The following is a 19,016-nucleotide window of genomic DNA, read 5'->3' on the forward strand; positions in this document are numbered from 1 at the left end:
TTATTAATTAAACGTCATCAACTTTTGTTTTTCACAGATGACGAATAGTTGTCTATTGTCAAAAAATTTCTTCCATTTTTGATTGAAATCAATCCAGTTATTGGGAAGTTCGAAGGGGTTACTCAAATTTTTATTGATGTATAAAATACAAGTTGAAAAACGACTTAGATCACTTACATCTGCGGTTCTTAAATATAAAGGGAATTTTATTGTTGACTGGCTGTTATTTTGATCCTGAACATATATCCATTGATTCAGAATTCCTCGGTACATCTCCGTAAAGTAGTAGATACAGTAGTGGTTGTCGTGCGTTTTAAACGGTCCTTTTAGTTCCTGATTGTGTTTAATAAAAAAACTTACCCCTCCCTTGAGAAATTGACATTTAGCGCAATCATTCATATCTCCATAAAAGAGATCCTCAAATATTGCTAATCGGAACTTGGCCTGAATTTCTAAATACATGATTCATATTTTTTCTATTTCTCTAAAGCGCTTACACGAATATGCCGCTACTGCCAGTGCTCCAAGGTTGCTCAGTAAATCCTTCTCCCGTAGGTATTTAAATACCTCACAGGCTTCGAATACTTCCTCTACTGTCTCACAGTGTTGAAATATCCATTTTATCTCGATTATTTTATACAAATCCATTTTTTAAACTCAAAATTGCACTTTTACTTTCTCGACATCGCAACCTCTGAATATCAGTTAGTTACAATATATCATGTCGAGAATGTTACAGAAAGCACTATAGTGATTCTCAACATTCTGTAACAATCTCAACATTCTCTCAACACTAAGCCATTGATTATCAATACAAAAATCATGTCGAGAATGTTGAGACTTTAAAAAGTAGGTTCTTCACTTTCTCCTAATTCTTTTACTTCATTGGGGGTGGCAGGGGGGCCAAAAAGACCTCCAAGTTCGTTTTCGTTGACCAATTGGTTCATTTGAAAAAGAATCGACCCCACGATGTCATTCTTTGTCGTTTCATCAAGGGCATTCAGATTAATCACTATAGCAGAGGAACGATTGGCTTGGCGGCCCGATGAAAAAGAATGGGAGTCAACACGGCCAGCAACCACTCCTAGTTTTTCTAAAGCATCCAACAAACTCGTTTTGGAAGGTGCTGCTTCTTGGTAGTGAGCAAACCACATGCGTTGGATCTTGGCGTAGGTATGTGTCCATTGGAGATAGAGTTTATGGGTTTCGATTGATACAATAAACCCCACCTGCAAACGATCGTCCTTATGGCCGCGAAGCGAGGTGATAAACATTTCCCAAAAGCGCGTGGTAACGCTAGACGAGCTGATTTTTCTCAATTGTTGTTCAACTCCTTTTTTAAAATGTGTAAACATTTCTTGTTGGGTAAAAGGAAAGATAATCAAATCTTTAAAAATCATATAGACAGCAGTAAGCACCGATAAGTTAGAAATTATCCGGCTCCGAGCTTCGGGTAACTCTTGTTCCAACATCACTTTGAGTGCGCGTTGAACCGAATCGAATTTGTCTATAAACAACTGCCGGTGTTTTAGTATTTGATGACTATAGCCCGAAACGCCTTGCAAGGTCATGTCTTTGAGTTCGTCGAACCGTTTCATCTCTTCTTGATCAAATTGGCTTTTGTCCATCTCATTCCATATCAAGCGCAATATCAACGGTTCTGCAGTTGGATAATGGTTTCCCGTTAATATGGCTGATGATTCTATAGGTACCGAATCGGTTCCAATATGCGATTCGATATTTCCCTTTTTATAACCGCGTCTGTCCCAAAGTCCCTTCAGTACGCCATCCAACTGATCGTTGTTTCGCTTGTATTCTGAAAGATGAGATATCCCATTTCTGAACTGGGCAAACTCTCGAACCTGTGCTTTTATTGTCGATACATTTCCCTCCAGGTTAATCGCTACTTGAGGAATACCTACGAATGATTGTACGATGTTTGACAATTCATCCTTACCCGTTGATCCTGGTCCGTAAAAGAATAAAAGCGGAAAGCTATTCAGTTTTTCAACCACGATATCTTGAAACAAAGAGGCCATTGCAAAGAGTATGGCACTGATGGCGAAATCGCGATGTACTTCTCTCATTTTGGAAAAGTACACTTCCATAGGAATCTTGCTTTCAATCATCCGAAAGCGCTTTTGTGCATCGTACTTCAGATTGGAATGCCGATAAATCTTATTCGCTGAAGGAATATAATAGTGTACGCCACCATATTGAAAAATTCCGTTTTCATCCATGGGAATCTCCGTTCCATCTATGGCTAATATTCGGTTGTTCCAAGCCCAAAACTGACCGTCGGGTTGCCATCCCAATACATCGATCTTACGACCGTTGCCCATTTTATCAAACAAATACCTTTTTAGAAATTGTAAAGCAGTTCTATTTCCATCAAATCTAAAATTGCCCTGGTCGGTAACAATTTTCTCAAACGATTGGGGATTATTTATGCTATCTGAAGGCACATCGAAAATCTTCTCATCGTCAAAGATGTTTTTAACTCGCAGCAACTTCATCGGAAACTTTTCGTCGTTCATGTGTTGTAAAATCTCAATCTGGAAATTGGAAATAGCAGAAAACCGGACTACTCCATCTGGACTTATTGGCAACGTCATATAAATTTGATTGTTGGCCATAAAGAGATTATATTGAACAATGTCATCCTTTAAATCTTTAAGGGGAATTTTGACGTCTTTTGGCAATTCGTATTTTGTAGCTGTTTTTGTTTCCACCTTGGCCGATTCAGCCTTTTTATCGATGAACTCCTTAACCCATTTTTTTATGGTGGCTGACGTAATTTTCGATTCTTTGGACAACCAACCACTGTAGATTTCCTGCATGGTATCGTCTTCAATTTTAGATATTATCTCTGAGAGCTTTTTAGCTCCGTTAGAGACGTCTAAAGCATCTCCAACGAGATTGGCTTCCATCAAGGCCAGAAACCCATCCTTACGCACTCCATCTTTTTTAAACCTTTCTTCCAAACCAATTTCCGCAAGATTTTCTCGATGAATTCTACAAAATTCGTCGGGATCACCATCTGGCAAAACGATTATATCGGCTCGAAAACCGTGCTCTAAGAAGATCGGGATTTGTTTTAACATAGCAGCCTTACCCGCATTGTCTGGATCCATGACTAAAACAACGCGTTCGCAATACCTTTTCAATATATAAATCTGATTGGGAGCAATCGAAGTCCCGCAGGGGGCTACTGTATTTTGAAGCCCGAATTCTTGAAAAGCGATTACATCGTTATAGCCTTCCACAATATACATCTCCTCTTTTTTCCGAGCTTGACTTTTGGCTTTATGCAGCCCAAACCAAACTTTACTTTTATTGTATAACACATTTGATGGTTCTACGGTTGGATTAATCCACTTGGCCTTAGCTGTATCAGACAAAGCTCTACCGGCTAAACCAATCAATAAACCATTTTCGTCGTGTATCGGATAAATTAACCGGTTGCTATAAAAGTCGTAATGATGTTTGTTACGGCCTTCCCGAATAAGTCCCAAAGCCAAACCATCATTAACCCTTGCTGAATTTTTGAGTAATTCATAAATTATATTTTCAGGAGCGTAACCGATCCCCCATTCGATAATGATATCTTTGGAATACCCTCTTTTTTGAATTTCAAGTAAGGCTGCATGATCGTCGGTAAGCTTATTTAGTTGATCTTGATATTGTCGTAAAGTCGATTGCAAAACCGGTCTAATTTTCTCTTTTTTATCAAGTGCTTCTTTTTTTATCAGTGCTATTTCAGGATCTTCATATTCAATTTCCTCAGAATATTTACGAGCTAAATATTCGATAGCCTCAGGATAAGTGAACTTGTTGAATTCCATTAAGAACCCCAAAGCAGTTCCTCCTTTCCCGGAGCTGAAGTCTTTCCATATTTGCTTAACTGGCGATACGACAAAGGAAGGTGTACGTTCCTCTACAAAAGGGGATTTGCCTTGAAAATTGACACCTACCTTTTTTAACACTACAAAGTCTGCAATTACATCTTGGATGATGATACGATCTAAAAGCTTGTCGATAAATTCTTTTTTAATTAATCCCATCTTCAAGCTTTTTTAGTTCCACTTTGTACTTGAGCAATAAGAGTTGTTTTTCTGATTTAGAAAACAAATGACTGTTTGCTATTTGCTTTATTCTCGCCTTTACTACATTTATAGTTGATTGTTTAATTTTGTCCATATTTAGTGTATTTAAAAAGACCGCTCGTCAAAACGAGAGCGGCCTAAGGTGTACAATAAAAGTGTAAGAACGTGTATCTAGCGCACCCGCTAAATAAGTTTAGAACCGTTGCAATTTCTTGCACGAATCATTCGCTTACTTTTGTAATAACTTTTTTTCTTGAGTAAATTTTGCTGTAACTTCAATCACAATCATTTTACTTTTTAGTTAAACATTAAATTTTCACTCCATAGCATACTAAAAAAACAAAAGGCTATTCAATTAGAAGGATAAAACATCTCTTAATGAATAGCCTTTATATTATAATCCGCCCTTGGAATCCCTATTTCAAATAGCCCTTTTTCCTGGTGTTTTACTAGGTTTATCATTGTATGTCGCCTTTATTGGTTAAACACTTCAGTTTTTCAATTGCCTCCATATTCTCTAAAGAGACCTCTAACAAAGCATTGATGATTATCACATTACCTTTCTTTTTGAATTTGACGTTTCTAATGGTCCCTGGAGAGAAAGACACCTTATTCTGTACAAGGTGTACATAATTGTCTGGAAGAAATTCTTCAATAATTTCAAATGCTTTTTTGATATGTATGTCAATACCTATGGATTTTTGTAAATGACTATTTTGGCGTGCGTTTTTTTTTAGTACTTTTGTCATAGTATTAATATTTTTGTCATTAATTATAACAAACATAAAAAAGTTTTACTTTTTAGTAAAACTTTAAACCCTAAAACTTTTACTATTTAGTGTAATTTATAATGATTCTAAATTATGTACAAATATAGAATAAAGGCGTTTTTTGATGCCAAAGGCATGAACAATCGAGACATAGCCACAAAACTAGAATACAACGAAGGTTTAGTATCTAGATGGATGAATGCTGATACTATAAGTAAGTCTTTTCTCTACCTATTATTGGAACATTTTCCGGAGATAGATTTAAATTATTTATTGAAGGGAGATGAAGTGATCAAGTATAATAATGAGGACCACCTGAATTTGGTAAAAGAAAAAAACAAAATGGATATCAATATACATTTAAATGCTATCCAACAACATACGGAGAAAATCCAGGAAATTTTGGCACAAAAAGGCCTCCAGAAATAAAACAAAAAACTGTATATCAACAAGTTAAGTATTGGTCTAACGTCCAGTCGAGGTCACTGAGTTATTTTACAATTACTTGATTAGAAAGCCCTTACAATGTAAGGGCTTTTTTTTATCCCTGCATCAGCTCGACCACTCACGTACTTTAACGCAGCTAAAGACATACAATCTTCTACATTTTTAAATAATTCGTTTTATTTCGCACATAGTTAACCAACTTTTTTCCTCTAAATATTTTGCAAAAAAACGCCCTGTTATCTCAAAGCCTTTTTTGTTGAATTATTAAAGTATTTGTTTTGTTTACTTCGTAAAACTTCACTAAAGCTACTGTAAACCTATCATTTACGTATCTTCAATTTTTCCAACTCCTATTGTACTTTCAATTTAACTTGTGGAATTCCTTCTATTTTTAAATCCTCGTATCTAATCCTACCCAGCCCAGCACAGCCTATATTTCGTTCTGGCTTAACATCATATCCAGTATTTATTACTATTTCCATAGTTTCAGTTATTTCAGCTATAGATACTTTGTAATAACTTTCATCTGGAGTGATTTTTACCATTTTACTTTCAAATCCCATATAAGCAAACTCTAAACAGGCTTCTTTATCGAGATTCATTAAAATTTCAAATTCACCCTCTAAATTTGTCGATACCATATTCTTTTTTCCCACCTCTTCTATTATACCTCCCGGTAAAGGCAGTCCATCATTACTAGATAACAAAACACCTTTAATCAGCGTTGGTTGAGCGAATACAGTAAAAACCGAAATAAATAAAGTGAAAATTAATACTATTTTTTTCATTTAAGCGTAGCTATAATTAATTGTGAGTTTCAAACTTTAGGACAGCAGAATAAGGTGCTCTAACAAACTTAGGAATATTTTCTTTAAAATTTATATGCTGTTAATACAAAACCATATTTAGATTATTAAGCAAATAGAACGACGAAAAACTAATTTGTATTCACAACACTAATTAATGTCAGAACTAAGGCTACTATCGAAATAAGAATTGTAATATCCATAAATATTTTTTCTTTTCAAATATTTATTTTTAAAAATAAACATGTAAATATCATAGCCTTATACAGAAATGCGTAAACAAGAAATCAAATCAAGCCTAATTTGTGAACGACATACTTAACCGGAGCAGATGAATAGTTATAAGTAGCATATTTCGAAGGAACTATTAACAAGATAAATAAAAAAGCAACCACTTAGGTCGCTTTTTTATTTGAAAATGTAAATACTAAAAATCTAATTATAGATAACAATACCAGGATCAAAATCAACTGGCGTACATCTATCGAGCCTGATTCTTTCCATTACAGTTGGCGTTCTACCGTGTTTCATCATAAAAATATCATCAAAGCTTAATCTTGTCTTTAACGATGGTAGTGTACAATACTTGTTTTGAACGCAATACCAGTTATTTGCAGATTGCTTTAAAGCCTCTAACCCAGCCTGTGTTCTAAATTCCGAAACGTAAGCTTTTTGAGCCACTCCACAATCAGTCATAATGTAAGTGTGATCAGATGTAAGCTGTGCGAAGATTCCTAATGAGAACATAAAAGCTCCCAGTACTAATAGTTTTTTCATAATAATAAAATTGGTTAATCGTAAACATATTAAAAAAAACCAACAAATCGAATTAATTATAAGTATTTAAAAACGAATATTTTTAATTTTTGATTAAATTTAACAAAATATACAGTAAAACTACCTAGTGCCATAAAAAAACACCACCTTCTTTAGAAAGTAGTGTTTTTTTTTATTTGCTCGATTGTAAATCGTTGTCGGTATTTCTATTTTGGATACCGCTGTTTCCGTGGCAGCTTATCTACCAGCGAATTACCGCACTTGCCCAAGTAAATCCACTTCCAAAAGCAGCCAAAACAAGTAAATCGCCAGACTTTATTTTTCCGGTTTCCCATGCCTCTGTCAATGCTATTGGAATAGAAGCTGCCGTAGTATTTCCGTATTTTTGAATATTATTAAAGACCTGATCATCTGACAGTCCAAATTTATTCTGGATAAATTGCGATATCCTTAAATTCGCTTGATGAGGAATTAACATATCGATATCTTTTACCTCTAATTGATTGGCTTCCAATCCCTCTTTAATAACTTCACTAAATCGCACTACAGCATTTTTAAATACAAATTGTCCATTCATGTGTGGAAAATAAGAAACATCTTCAGGATCATTATCCTTTACAATATCCGAAACCCAACGACTACCCATTCCAGGAGCCAATACAGTTAATTCTTCAGCATGCGCACCTTCTGAATGCAAATGGGTGGATAGAATTCCTTTGTCCTTCTCTTCGGAACGACTTAAAATTGCTGCTCCAGCGCCATCTCCAAAAATCACCGATACGGAACGCCCACGATCGGTCATGTCTAGACCCGTTGATTGCACTTCGGAACCGATTACTAAAATGTTTTTATACATTCCCGTTTTGATATACTGATCTGCAACGGAAAGTGCATATAAAAAACCCGAACATTGATTTCTAACATCCAATGCACCTATGGTTTTTATCCCCAAATCCCTTTGCACCAATACACCGGGACCAGGAAAATAATATTCTGGGCTTACGGTTGCAAAAACGATAAAATCAATATCATCTTTAGAAATACCCGCTCTTTCTATAGCTATTTTTGCCGCTTTAACCCCCATACTAGTGGTGGTATCTTCTCCTTTTATTATATGTCTACGTTCGTGAATACCGGTTCTCTCTACTATCCATTCATCATTGGTATCCATGATCTTAGCCAGATCGTTGTTGGTGACTACATTTTTTGGTACGTAGTATCCCAATCCAGTTATTTTTGATTGAAACATTATGGTGAGTTTAGTTTGTTTATAAAACAAAAGTACACTTTTTAGAATACCAGTTAGCTTTTGGATTTACATATTTGAAATTTGGTTATTCCCTAGGAGTTTTTTCGATTTAAAGCGATTCTCCATTTTTAATAAGCACGCCATTCCTTCTGCAAAGACACGAATTACTACTACTCAGTTATGATTCTCTTAAATGTCCTTTGCTTAAAAATGGAATGCTGTTTTTTTTTAGTAACTTGCCTTTTTCATCAATTAAACCTAACGCTACATGAAGATATTTTACGCATCGTTACTGGGATTATTTCTATCAACTACTATGCTTGCACAAGAAAACATCACTTATCAGAAACCATCAAAAGAGATTTTAGCTCTTACTGACTTTGAAAGAGCCCCTACGGTTTCTATGGATTCAAAAAAAGAATACTTATTATTGAGCTATCGCAATACTTATAAAACACTAGAAGAACTCAATGAGGAAGAAATGAAATTGGCGGGATTGCGAATCAATCCGATTACCAATATTTCCAGCACTGTGACTTATATCAATAATCTTAAGATACGCAAGATTAAAGATACCGACGAAATACAAATAAAAAATTTACCTACCAATCCCCGAATTACCAACTTATCTTGGTCTCCCGACGAATCTAAAATAGCTTTTACACATACTTCTACTCAAGGCGTTGAATTGTGGTTAATGGATATAGCAACTGCTACAGCAAAAAAAATATCCGATCATCATTTAAATGCCAATGTGGGTAATCCGATATCCTGGTTTAAAGACAGTAAAGCTTTATTAGTACGGATGTTACCCGCAAACCGTCCGCCCTTGATTAATCCAAAAAACGATATTCCTTTAGGACCAATTATTTCTACTGCAGTAGAAGGCACGGTGTCTCAAAACCGAACCTATCAAGATTTATTAAAAAACAAAACCGATGAAGTTAATTTTGAGAACCTAACTACTTCCGAATTATACCGTATCGATTTAAACGGTAGTAAAAAGTTATTTAAAAAATCGGACATGTATGTTGGCGAATCTTTTTCACCTGACGGCAATTACCTTTTGGTAACCACTTTACAACGTCCCTTTTCCTATATAGTTCCCCTAAGCCGCTTTCCTATGAAGTCGATTGTATACAGCAGCAATGGTGAAGAAATTAAAATCGTAAATGATATTCCCTTAAACGAAATCATACCCAAAGGATTTATGGCTGTACGGGAAGGTAAGCGAAATATGGCTTGGAGAGCCGATGAAGCCGCTAGTTTATTCTATGTGATGGCGCTAGACCAGGGCGACCCGGCAGCGTCGGTTCCATTTAGAGACGAGGTTTTCACCTGGAATGCTCCATTCGATCAAGAAGCGACTTCTTTAGTAAAAACGCCGCAACGATATAATAGAATTATTTGGGGCGATAAAAAAACCGCCATATTATATGACCACTGGTATGATACTCGTAATTTAAAAACCTACTTACTGGATCCATCAAAAACAGAGCAAAACTTAAAAGTGGTTTTTGATCGAAATTCACAAGATGTATATTCGGATCCGGGAAATTTTGAAACGGTAAAAAATTCTTTTGATCGTTATGTTTTAGCCATAGAAAACAATCATTTGTTTTTAATAGGTGAAGGATATACTGCAAAAGGACAAAACCCCTTTATAGACGAGCTCAATCTTAATACCTTAAAAACAAAAAGACGCTATACTTCCCTTTTAAAAGATAAAAAGGAGACCATTTATTCCATAGAAGATTTTAAAAAAGGAAAAGTATTGGTTGCCCTAGAGTCCAGTAGTGACTACCCGAACTACTATTTTAGAAATATTAATAAAAAAGACGATTTACAAGCAATTACCCATTTTAAAAACCCTTTTGAAAGCATTAAAAACGTTTATAAGGAAGTTATAAAATATACAAGGGAAGATGGTGTAGAACTGTCTGGAACACTGTATTTACCTGAAAATTATGACCGTAAGTCTAAAACAGAGAAACTGCCTTTATTAATTTGGGCGTATCCAACAGAGTATAAAGACAAGAACAGCGCTGGCCAAACCAGCTCCAATCCTAATGAATTTACCTTTCCATACTACGGTTCGTTTGTTTATTGGGTAACCAAGGGCTATGCCGTATTAGACCACGCTTCCTTTCCCATTATTGGAGAAGGAACAGAAGAACCAAATGATACTTATATAAAGCAACTCGTAGCCAATGGTAAAGCCGCTATTGACGCGGTTGACCATTTGGGGTATATCAATCGTAAAAAAGTAGGTGTAGGTGGTCATTCATACGGTGCCTTTATGACAGCCAATTTACTGACGCATTCCGACTTATTTGCCGTTGGTATTGCGCGTAGTGGGGCTTATAACCGAACCTTGACTCCTTTCGGATTTCAACGCGAACAACGAAACTATTGGGAAGCACCTGAAGTTTATAATGCGATGTCGCCATTTATGACCGCTAATAAGATGAAAACTCCTATGTTATTAGTACACGGTGAGGCCGATAATAATCCCGGAACATTTACGCTTCAAACAGAACGTTATTTTCAAGCACTTAAAGGCTTAGGTGCTCCAGTTAGAATGGTCATACTACCCAAAGAAAGTCATAGTTATGTTGCCAAAGAAAACATTTTACACTTATTGTGGGAACAAGATCAATTCTTAGAAAAGTATCTTAAATAGATAAAGACAAAAAATCCGGAATATTTCCGGATTTTTTTATTGATATGTTTTAAGGGCCAATTTTAGTTGCAAACCTTTCTCCAACTCTAAAGGATGATCAAAGAAAACCGCTCTTCTATTTAATGCCGCTTTAACTAAATAACCATCTCCTTTAAAATAACATTCTTTTACTTCTACATCCAAAACTCCCTTAGACGACACCATCAATTGATGCGGATACAACAACATCGTATCCTGCCCCTCTATTTCGGGGTCGAAATCAGAAAGAGGTAATTCATTGACCTCTCCAAATAAGGAGGCGATATATTTACTTTCAGGAAACTCATATAAGTCTTTTGAATTACCCGCAGCTACAATTTGTCCGTCTTTCATGATGATGGTTTGATCGGCAAATCCCAAAGCATCTATACTGTCGTGCGTAGCTACAATACAGCAAATTCCTTTTGATTTTAAATACGAAAATAAATTCCTGCGAAGCGCACTTCTCCTAAAGTTATCAATATGACTGAAAGGTTCGTCTAACAATAACAACTCCGGTTCTACGGCCAATACCCGAGCCAAAGCAACTCTTTGTTGTTGTCCCCCACTTAGGAATTTAGCCTTTACATCCGCAAAATCGCTCATTTCTACCAGTTCCAACAATTCGCCAACGCGTGCTTTTTTTGCTGTAATATTTATATTAGAAAGGTATTTACCTACATTTTCTGCAACAGTAATGTGCGGCATTAAATCAAAATCTTGTGCCAAATATTTCATCTGATCCACACCAGGTACCAAATTAAATTTAGGCCCTAAAACCGCTTTATCATTCCAATAAATACTTCCTTCGTTAGCATCGTGTAAACCATAAATCAATTGCAACAGCGTACTTTTCCCACAACCACTTTCACCCAAAAGAGCAACGTGATTACCCGGGTTAATGCGTAAATTAATGTCATTTAGAACACGCTTTTCGCCATAAGCAAACCCAACCGCTTCAATTCGCAACATGCTTTCTTTTTTTAAAATTGATTCTAGACAAATATAATACTTGCAAACCGTTCCCTAAATTTTTAATCATTGAAAACACAATTAAATTAAAAGTAATTTTTATTTCCCCTATGACTTAATAGGACCAATTAAATCAGTCTAAAAAAATCACACTCTATACCATTAAAAAAATATTTTTCACTAAAGCGATTGCTTTTCTCGTGTTTTCACCTATCAAGTAAGCTTTGTCTAAAGGTAAAAAAAGTAGAGAATTGTCATTAAAAAAAACATAAACATATACATATAAAAAAATATATTTTGAAAGATTAGTTAATATTATCAAAACATTAGAGTTTTATACCGTAATAGCATTATTTTTATAACCTAATTTAATTTTAAACCATTATGAAAAAAAACTACTTGATTACATTGCTGTTGTTCCTTTGCGCCCCTATCATTTATGCGCAGGATTATAATTTTGAAAAGCAAAATGAAACCTATGCCACACTTGTTAATGCTACTCCTGTATTTACGGAACCCTGGAACTCAATAGAAGATGCCCCTTCTATCGCACTCCCTTTTAATTTTTCATTATTTGGCAAACCCATCGATGTAGTCTATTTTACTGGAAATGGCTTAGCAACTGAATTTGAATTTGAAGGCAAATTCTATTCTAGCGTTCTTTTCGCTAGCCCAGAATTAATTGACCTTGCTGCTTTAGACCCTACGGCAGATCCACAGACTACAGTAACTACAAAACTTGAAGGAGTTGTTGGAAGCCGTATTCTCAAAATTCAGGTAAGTAACGCGGCAAGTTATTACGAATTTGCTGAATTTGACTCTTCAACCCAGACTGTAGATTTCCAAATCTGGTTACACGAAACAACTAACGTAATTTCGTATCACTACGGACCAAATAACATTGTTGATTTAGAAGACTTTGCATATGATGGGATTATGGGATGTGGTCTAGCAGAAATAAGCTACGAAGGCATTGAAGATGATAATTTGATTAATCTAATTCAAAAGAGTTTTTTGCTACATGGAAGTAGCAATGCACCTCTTTTAAAAATAAACCAAGATGCCTTTTTATTAGATTATCCTACTACTGGTGTCATTTACCGTTTTACACCAAAGACACTAAGTGTTGATCATCAAGAAAAAACCCCCACTACCATTACCTTATTTCCAAATCCGACCGAAAACCTACTACGTATAAATGGTGATTTTGATGTCAACGTTTCTTATAGTATTTTCGATATGAGTGGAAAAAAATTAAAACAGGGCAAAGTAACAGACCAAACAATTGACGTCTCCCTATTATCAAGTGGTATATACATACTGAAGTTAGACAACCAAAGTCAAGCATTAAAATTTATAAAAAAATAAAAACCGGGCTGCTTCAAATAACGAAGCAGCCCTTTTTATTTCAGTTCGATTCGCAATAGTCTATTGTTTTTATAGGACTCTTATTTCATCAATAAAAAACATTGAATTAACTAAACAATGACTAGTCCGATTTATTAGCTAACACTTTGTTAATGAAGCACTAAAGATATACTAATTCAACTCACAGTAGGAAATAATCATTTAAAAATCAGTATTTTTGAAGGTAACCCATTTTTTATTTTTATAAAATCGTCTATAACTTAAGCTGTATTTAATAGAGACACAGACTAAGACAAAGCGATAGCTTTTATGCTAACTTTTAAAATAATATATACCTATGAAAAAACTTCTACTTATTTTTTTAATGCTTTTTACAACGGGTTTTATTAGTCAAGCCCAAAACTACATTTTTAGCCATGTAGAGCAACCCTATAATGAGTTGACTTCAGCAATTACGCTGAATACCAATAGCTGGTTTTACAACAACTACCACATACCAATTCCCTTTAGAATCACTATTTTGGAGGATGAGGTTAAAAACATCTACCTCAACAATGGAATCCTTTATGCGGATTCCAAAAACACAGCTAAAATTCAATATCAATTAATTGCACAAAGTGCAGAACTTCTAGATCCGGGTTATGTTTTTAATCCTGGTGCGCCTGAAAGTTCGAGTGAAACCTTTTTAAAATATAAAGTTGAAGGAGAAACGGGAAATCGAATACTTAAAATCGAGATTCCAAATGCAGCCAATGGAAACGAATATTTTGAGAAAGACACCAAAACTATGCGTATTAATTTTCAAGTTTGGTTTTATGAAAACAATGATTTGATTGAATACCGCTATGGTAGAAACACCATGACCAACTTTAATTTGTTTTTTAATGACTATTCCATTTCTGAAGTACAAACTCCAAAATTCGAAGTCATGATAGCTAAAACAGCCGCTATTCGCAACGAATTTGCTGATGAAGAAAACGAATTAGTCGCAGCCTATTCGTTGTCGGGAACTAGTGAAAACCCTAAGGGAAGTTTTTCAGTGGAAAAACTGGGAACCTTGAGTACTTATCCAAAAAACGGCACGGTCTATCAGTTTAAAAAGGCTCGCTTAGAAACCGCTAAAAAAACTACAGAACGCATAGTGCTATCCCCCAATCCGACTAGTGATTATTTAAATATTTCTTTAGACAACAACACCAATAGAGTGAATTATTCCATTTTTGATATGTTGGGAAAAACAGTTCAATCGGGAGTCTACCAAAGCCTTGGATCTCCCATCAGCGTTAGTAACTTAAATCCCGGCATCTACCTAATTAAAATTGAAAACTATAAAACACTGAAGTTTATAAAGCGATGACCGATAAATAAAAACGGCTGGATTTTCATAATGAAAATCCAGCCGTTTTTTGTTTATTAAAGCTACTTGATTAATCTAAGCTCGCCAAATAACGTTCTGCATCTAAGGCTGCGATACAACCCGACCCTGCTGCTGTTACCGCCTGACGGTAATCTTTATCTTGTACATCACCACAAGCAAATACTCCTGGGATGTTGGTTTTACTTGTTTTTCCTTGAGTAATCAAATAACCAACCTCATCCATTTCCAATTCTCTTTCAAAAATTTGCGTATTAGGTTGATGTCCGATTGCGACAAAAAATCCTGTAGCTGGAATTTCTTTTAATGCACCAGTAGCTCTATCCTTAACACGAACTCCCGTTACTACTTGACCGTCGCCGAGTACTTCTTCTGTTTCTGTATTGAGTAATATTTCGATATTTGGTGTATTGCGAACACGATCTTCCATAATACGCGAAGATCTAAATTTATCACTACGCACTAACATGGTTACTTTTTTACACAATTTAGATAAATAATGTGCTTCTTCACAAGCGCTATCTCCTGCTCCAACGATAACCACTTCGTGATTTCTATAGAAAAAACCGTCACAAACGGCGCAGGCTGAAACCCCTCCACCCATTTTTAAATAATGTTGTTCGGAATCTAATCCAAGATATTTTGCTGTAGCTCCTGTACTAATAATTACAGTTTCTGCATGAATTTCAATGGTATCGTTTATCCATACCTTTTTAACAGCTTGGGTAAAATCTACTTTAGTAGCCCACCCATCTCTGACATCAGTACCGAATCTTTCCGCTTGATTTTGCAATTGAATCATCATCTCTGGTCCGGTTACTCCTTCGGGATAACCCGGGAAATTTTCGACTTCATTCGTAGTAGTCAATTGACCTCCTGGTTGACTTCCTTGATATAACACCGGATTCATATTCGCTCTAGCTGCATAAATTGCTGCGGTATATCCCGCTGGTCCAGAGCCTATAATCAAGCACTTAATCGTTTCTATTGTTGACATGTTCTTATTACTTTAATTAGTATTTAGCATCCTAGCAAATGTAAGTTTTTATTGAAAAGTATTCCTTATAATTTGATTCGAATTAACAATAGTAACATAATTAAAAATTATAACACAATTAATCTTGTACAATAAAAATTAATTACTATATTTGCAACCGCAATAAGGCAAACAAACGGGGTGTAGCGTAGCTCGGTTATCGCGCCTGGTTTGGGACCAGGAGGTCGCAGGTTCGAATCCTGCCACCCCGACAAAAAAGCTCTAACGAAAGTTAGGGCTTTTTTTATGCGCTAAAACGGCTTAAGCTTGCTTAAGTGCCGTGAAAGCGCATAAAAAAAGGCTTAGTGCGTCTAGCACTAAGTTGCTTTTTTGTCTCTATTCACCACCCACAGGATGCCGCAGCATAGCGAAGGCAATCCTGCCACCCCGACAAAAAAGCGCTAAAGCTGTTTTATCTCATAGTATTAATCTATCAAAGTGAAAAAATTTGTTCCTACTATTTACTCAACGCGTTTGTGTAAGTAGTTACATCCACCTACCTCCTCTCTTCACTTTAATTAAAAGCAACGGCTCAACTTTAGCCTTCGGAAAACTTAATTTATTCCCAAAAAAAAACGGCAATAATCGTTGGTTTTTATTTGAATATACTATTTTAACCATTAGATTTGCGTTTAATTATTATTTTATGAAAATTAAGTCTTTCTTATACGCCATAATTCTTTTTTCCTTAGCATTTATTCCCCAAAGTAAGGCTAATACCAAAATTTCCCGTGGGCCAATTCCATCTTGGGTACGTACAACAGTTACGACACCTAAAGATGTAAACCTAGAAGATATTAGTCAGGGGTACTATTATGAGCGGATTGAATATCAAGTCAATCTAGGACTTGATACCAAATTTTTCCGAGAGACAAAGGTTTTATTTGACAGTAATGGAGCCGAAAATGCCGGTCAGGTTTATATCCCTTTTGACCCTAATTATCAGCGGTTAATCATGCATGAATTGAAGGTGATTCGAGACGGTCATCCCTTGGACAAACTTGACATCAATAAATTTGAAGTGGTGGCAACAGAAACCGACCTAGCTCGGTTTATTTACAACGGCACCTATTCTGCTTATCTGATTCTAGATGACTTGCGAAAAGGTGATAAAATAGTTATATCTTATAGTTTAGTAGGAGTCAATCCTGTATTTTCTCAAAAATTCTTCGATAAATTCAACCTGCGATCGTATGAACCGGTGGGCTTGGTACATGTGAATTATGTGGTACCCGAAGGTCGAAAATTAAATTTCAAAATGCACAACGGCGCCCCACAACCCAATCTTGAGAAAACCTCTAATACCACCTCTTATTATTGGGAGGTTTCTTCACAAGATGCAGTCGAATTTCCCGATTACGCTCCATCTTGGTACACAGCCTTACCATGGGGCGAATGCAGCGAATACACTTCGTGGAACGAAGTGGCTCAATGGGCGAAAACAATTAATCCTATAACTCCTTTAAAAAAGGGGTCCGCCTTGGCCGATTTAGTTATTCAATATTGGAATGAATCAAATGGTAATTCCTATAAATTTGTACAAAAAGTAACCGATTTTGTACAAAATGATGTCCGCTATATGGGTGTTGAAATGGGTGAATATTCCCATAGAGCCAATTTACCAGAAAAAGTATTTTCACAACGATATGGCGATTGTAAAGACAAATCAGTATTGATGGTATCTATGTTAAGTCATATGGGTATAAAGAGCTCTCTTGTATTGGCCAGCACCGTTTTGGAACACACCGTAGCAAGATTCCTACCAACTCCTATGGCTTTTAACCACATGACCGTATGGGTTGAAATAGCTGGTAATAGTCTATATATAGACCCTACTATTACCGATCAAAGCGGAGCAATCAACGAACGATACTTCCCGAATTACGGCAGTGTACTCGTACTTAATAATTCGGAATATCTAACGAAATTACCATCGAGTCATCCGGGTTCCTCAGACGTTACTGAAACCTATATATTGAATGAAAAAGGAGGCGCTACACTCGAAGTCAAAACTGTATACCGAGGTTCAGACGCAGATTTTATACGAACGTATTTTAAAACAAATGCTAGAAATCTGATTCAAAAAGAGTACTTAAGCTACTATCAGCGAATCCACCCAAAAGTTAAAACTAGAACCCCACTAAAGTACGAGGACCATCTACTGCAAAACAATATCGCGGTCTTTGAAAACTATGATATTGAGAAAATCGGAGAATTCGAAAAAGAAAAAGGCAAGCGTCTTCTGAGAATCTATGCCAATCAACTTGACGAAAAATTACTGCACGTCAACCCTACCGAAAGCGTAGCGCCCATTGCTCTGAATTATCCATCTACGTTTAAGTATACCATAAAAATTGTCAATTCCGGTCAGATTCCTTTTTACGAAATAAAAAAAGCTACTCATTTCAATCGCAACGCGTACAACTTTAGCAAAGTTATACAAAACTCTAACGACACCTTATTGATTCGTTACCAATTTGAGCCCAAAACATCTTATGTTCCCCTAGAAGAAAAGGAACAATATCTCAGTGATTTTTCAAATCGCAACGAACTTTTATACACTGGTTTTTACTTGGAAGAAAACGGTGTAATTTATGGTTCAAATAACGACAAATCGTTCAGCTTTGTCATGATAGCCTACGCGCTAATTTGCCTTGGCGTCATGGGATTCGCTATAATACGCTACAACAAAACAGCCGCTTCTAACTTAATTCCAATCCACAAACGAACACCGTATAAAACCATTAGTGGTTGGCTGATACTGTTGCTGATTACACTGATAACATCGACCTTAATCCAAATTTACATCATGTGTATTTCAGGAATATTTACCAAGGAAATATGGAGTACTCTCGAAATTGAAGGGACTTATATTCATTACTTCTATAAGTTTCTATTAATTTGTGAATTCACTTTCAATTTATTTAGCATTTGCGGATTTAGTTACGCAATTTACTTGCTTATCAACCGTAGAGATCTTTTTCCACAAACCTTATTTCTTATTATGATAGTAAAAATAGTTGGTCTTTCAATAATTAGTTACGGAGCCTATCACATAGAAATATTCCATCTGGTTCCTAATTTACTAACTGATAATCTAAAACAAATTGCGTTTTGTGTAATTTGGGGAAGCTATGTTTATTTCTCAGATCGTGTTAAAAACACATTTGTAGTTGCCTATTCAGAGCACAACAACAACAACAACAACAACAACAACAACAACAACAACAACAACAACAACAACAACAATCAGCTCGAACTAACTGATTCCAAACCAAATATTCAAGAAATAGACCAAAAGAAAAAAGATGATTAATTACAAACTAAACATATCTATTTATTAGATACAGTTGTCTTGGAAATACGCTAATATTTAAAAATTTAATACGTTTTTTGTTTTTAATCTTAC

General features: G+C 35.6%; 14 protein-coding genes and 1 tRNA gene. 6 read left to right on the forward strand and 9 right to left on the reverse strand.

Translation table 11 applies throughout. The features are described from left to right. Positions 1-3 precede the first annotated feature (3 nt). The 4 genes from KO524_RS10185 to KO524_RS10200 form a co-directional block, all read right to left on the reverse strand. Positions 4-462 carry a hypothetical protein gene (locus tag KO524_RS10185; protein ID WP_219293635.1) on the reverse strand — a complete coding sequence of 153 codons (459 nt, stop codon included), beginning with the start codon at positions 460-462 and terminating at the stop codon, positions 4-6. A gap of 3 nt (positions 463-465) precedes the next feature. Next, positions 466-642, reverse strand: a complete 177-nt coding sequence (locus KO524_RS10190) for a hypothetical protein (RefSeq protein WP_219293637.1) — start codon at positions 640-642, stop codon at positions 466-468. A gap of 200 nt (positions 643-842) precedes the next feature. Then, positions 843-4,064: a DNA primase gene (dnaG, locus tag KO524_RS10195; RefSeq protein ID WP_219293639.1), complete on the reverse strand. Its 3,222-nt coding sequence runs from the start codon at positions 4,062-4,064 to the stop codon at positions 843-845. A 500-nt stretch (positions 4,065-4,564) separates the two neighbouring features. Then, positions 4,565-4,855 carry a hypothetical protein gene (locus KO524_RS10200; RefSeq protein WP_219293641.1) on the reverse strand — a complete coding sequence of 97 codons (291 nt, stop codon included), beginning with the start codon at positions 4,853-4,855 and terminating at the stop codon, positions 4,565-4,567. Between the two features lie 114 nt (positions 4,856-4,969). On the opposite strand from KO524_RS10200, the gene KO524_RS10205 reads away from it, so the two are divergent. Continuing rightward, positions 4,970-5,305 (forward strand): hypothetical protein, encoded by a 336-nt coding sequence (locus KO524_RS10205; protein WP_219293643.1) that lies wholly within the window; start codon positions 4,970-4,972, stop codon positions 5,303-5,305. A gap of 368 nt (positions 5,306-5,673) precedes the next feature. Here KO524_RS10205 and KO524_RS10210 read toward each other — a convergent pair whose 3' ends face one another. From KO524_RS10210 to KO524_RS10220, 3 genes are all read right to left on the reverse strand, one after another. After that, positions 5,674-6,111, reverse strand: a complete 438-nt coding sequence (locus KO524_RS10210; RefSeq protein WP_219293645.1) for a carboxypeptidase-like regulatory domain-containing protein — start codon at positions 6,109-6,111, stop codon at positions 5,674-5,676. Between the two features lie 453 nt (positions 6,112-6,564). Further along, a complete protein-coding gene (locus tag KO524_RS10215; RefSeq protein ID WP_219293647.1) occupies positions 6,565-6,906 on the reverse strand; it encodes a hypothetical protein in 342 nt (113 codons plus the stop codon). 241 nt (positions 6,907-7,147) lie between these two features. Further along, positions 7,148-8,155 (reverse strand): 3-oxoacyl-ACP synthase III family protein, encoded by a 1,008-nt coding sequence (locus KO524_RS10220; RefSeq protein WP_219293649.1) that lies wholly within the window; start codon positions 8,153-8,155, stop codon positions 7,148-7,150. 268 nt (positions 8,156-8,423) lie between these two features. Here KO524_RS10220 and KO524_RS10225 point away from each other — a divergent pair, with 268 nt between their 5' ends. Further along, entirely contained in the window at positions 8,424-10,838 is a 2,415-nt protein-coding gene (locus KO524_RS10225; RefSeq protein ID WP_219293651.1) for a S9 family peptidase, read from the forward strand. 36 nt (positions 10,839-10,874) lie between these two features. Here the strand turns inward: KO524_RS10225 and KO524_RS10230 are convergent, their stop codons facing one another. Continuing rightward, entirely contained in the window at positions 10,875-11,828 is a 954-nt protein-coding gene (locus KO524_RS10230; RefSeq protein WP_219293653.1) for an ABC transporter ATP-binding protein, read from the reverse strand. A 384-nt stretch (positions 11,829-12,212) separates the two neighbouring features. Here KO524_RS10230 and KO524_RS10235 point away from each other — a divergent pair, with 384 nt between their 5' ends. Both KO524_RS10235 and KO524_RS10240 read left to right on the forward strand, forming a co-directional pair. Next, the gene (locus KO524_RS10235) at positions 12,213-13,196 is read left to right on the forward strand and encodes a T9SS type A sorting domain-containing protein (RefSeq protein WP_219293655.1); all 984 of its coding nucleotides are present in this window, start codon (positions 12,213-12,215) and stop codon (positions 13,194-13,196) included. Between the two features lie 337 nt (positions 13,197-13,533). After that, positions 13,534-14,553 (forward strand): T9SS type A sorting domain-containing protein, encoded by a 1,020-nt coding sequence (locus tag KO524_RS10240; RefSeq protein ID WP_219293657.1) that lies wholly within the window; start codon positions 13,534-13,536, stop codon positions 14,551-14,553. Between the two features lie 70 nt (positions 14,554-14,623). Here KO524_RS10240 and trxB read toward each other — a convergent pair whose 3' ends face one another. Further along, a complete protein-coding gene (gene trxB, locus KO524_RS10245; RefSeq protein WP_219293659.1) occupies positions 14,624-15,568 on the reverse strand; it encodes a thioredoxin-disulfide reductase in 945 nt (314 codons plus the stop codon). 176 nt (positions 15,569-15,744) lie between these two features. Here trxB and KO524_RS10250 point away from each other — a divergent pair. Next, positions 15,745-15,819, forward strand: a tRNA-Pro gene (locus KO524_RS10250). Between the two features lie 434 nt (positions 15,820-16,253). Then, a complete protein-coding gene (locus KO524_RS10255; RefSeq protein ID WP_219293661.1) occupies positions 16,254-18,923 on the forward strand; it encodes a DUF3857 domain-containing protein in 2,670 nt (889 codons plus the stop codon). The last annotated feature ends 93 nt before the right edge of the window (positions 18,924-19,016 follow it).

This window comes from Flavobacterium sp. NKUCC04_CG, assembly GCF_019345525.1.
Taxonomy (GTDB): domain Bacteria; phylum Bacteroidota; class Bacteroidia; order Flavobacteriales; family Flavobacteriaceae; genus Flavobacterium.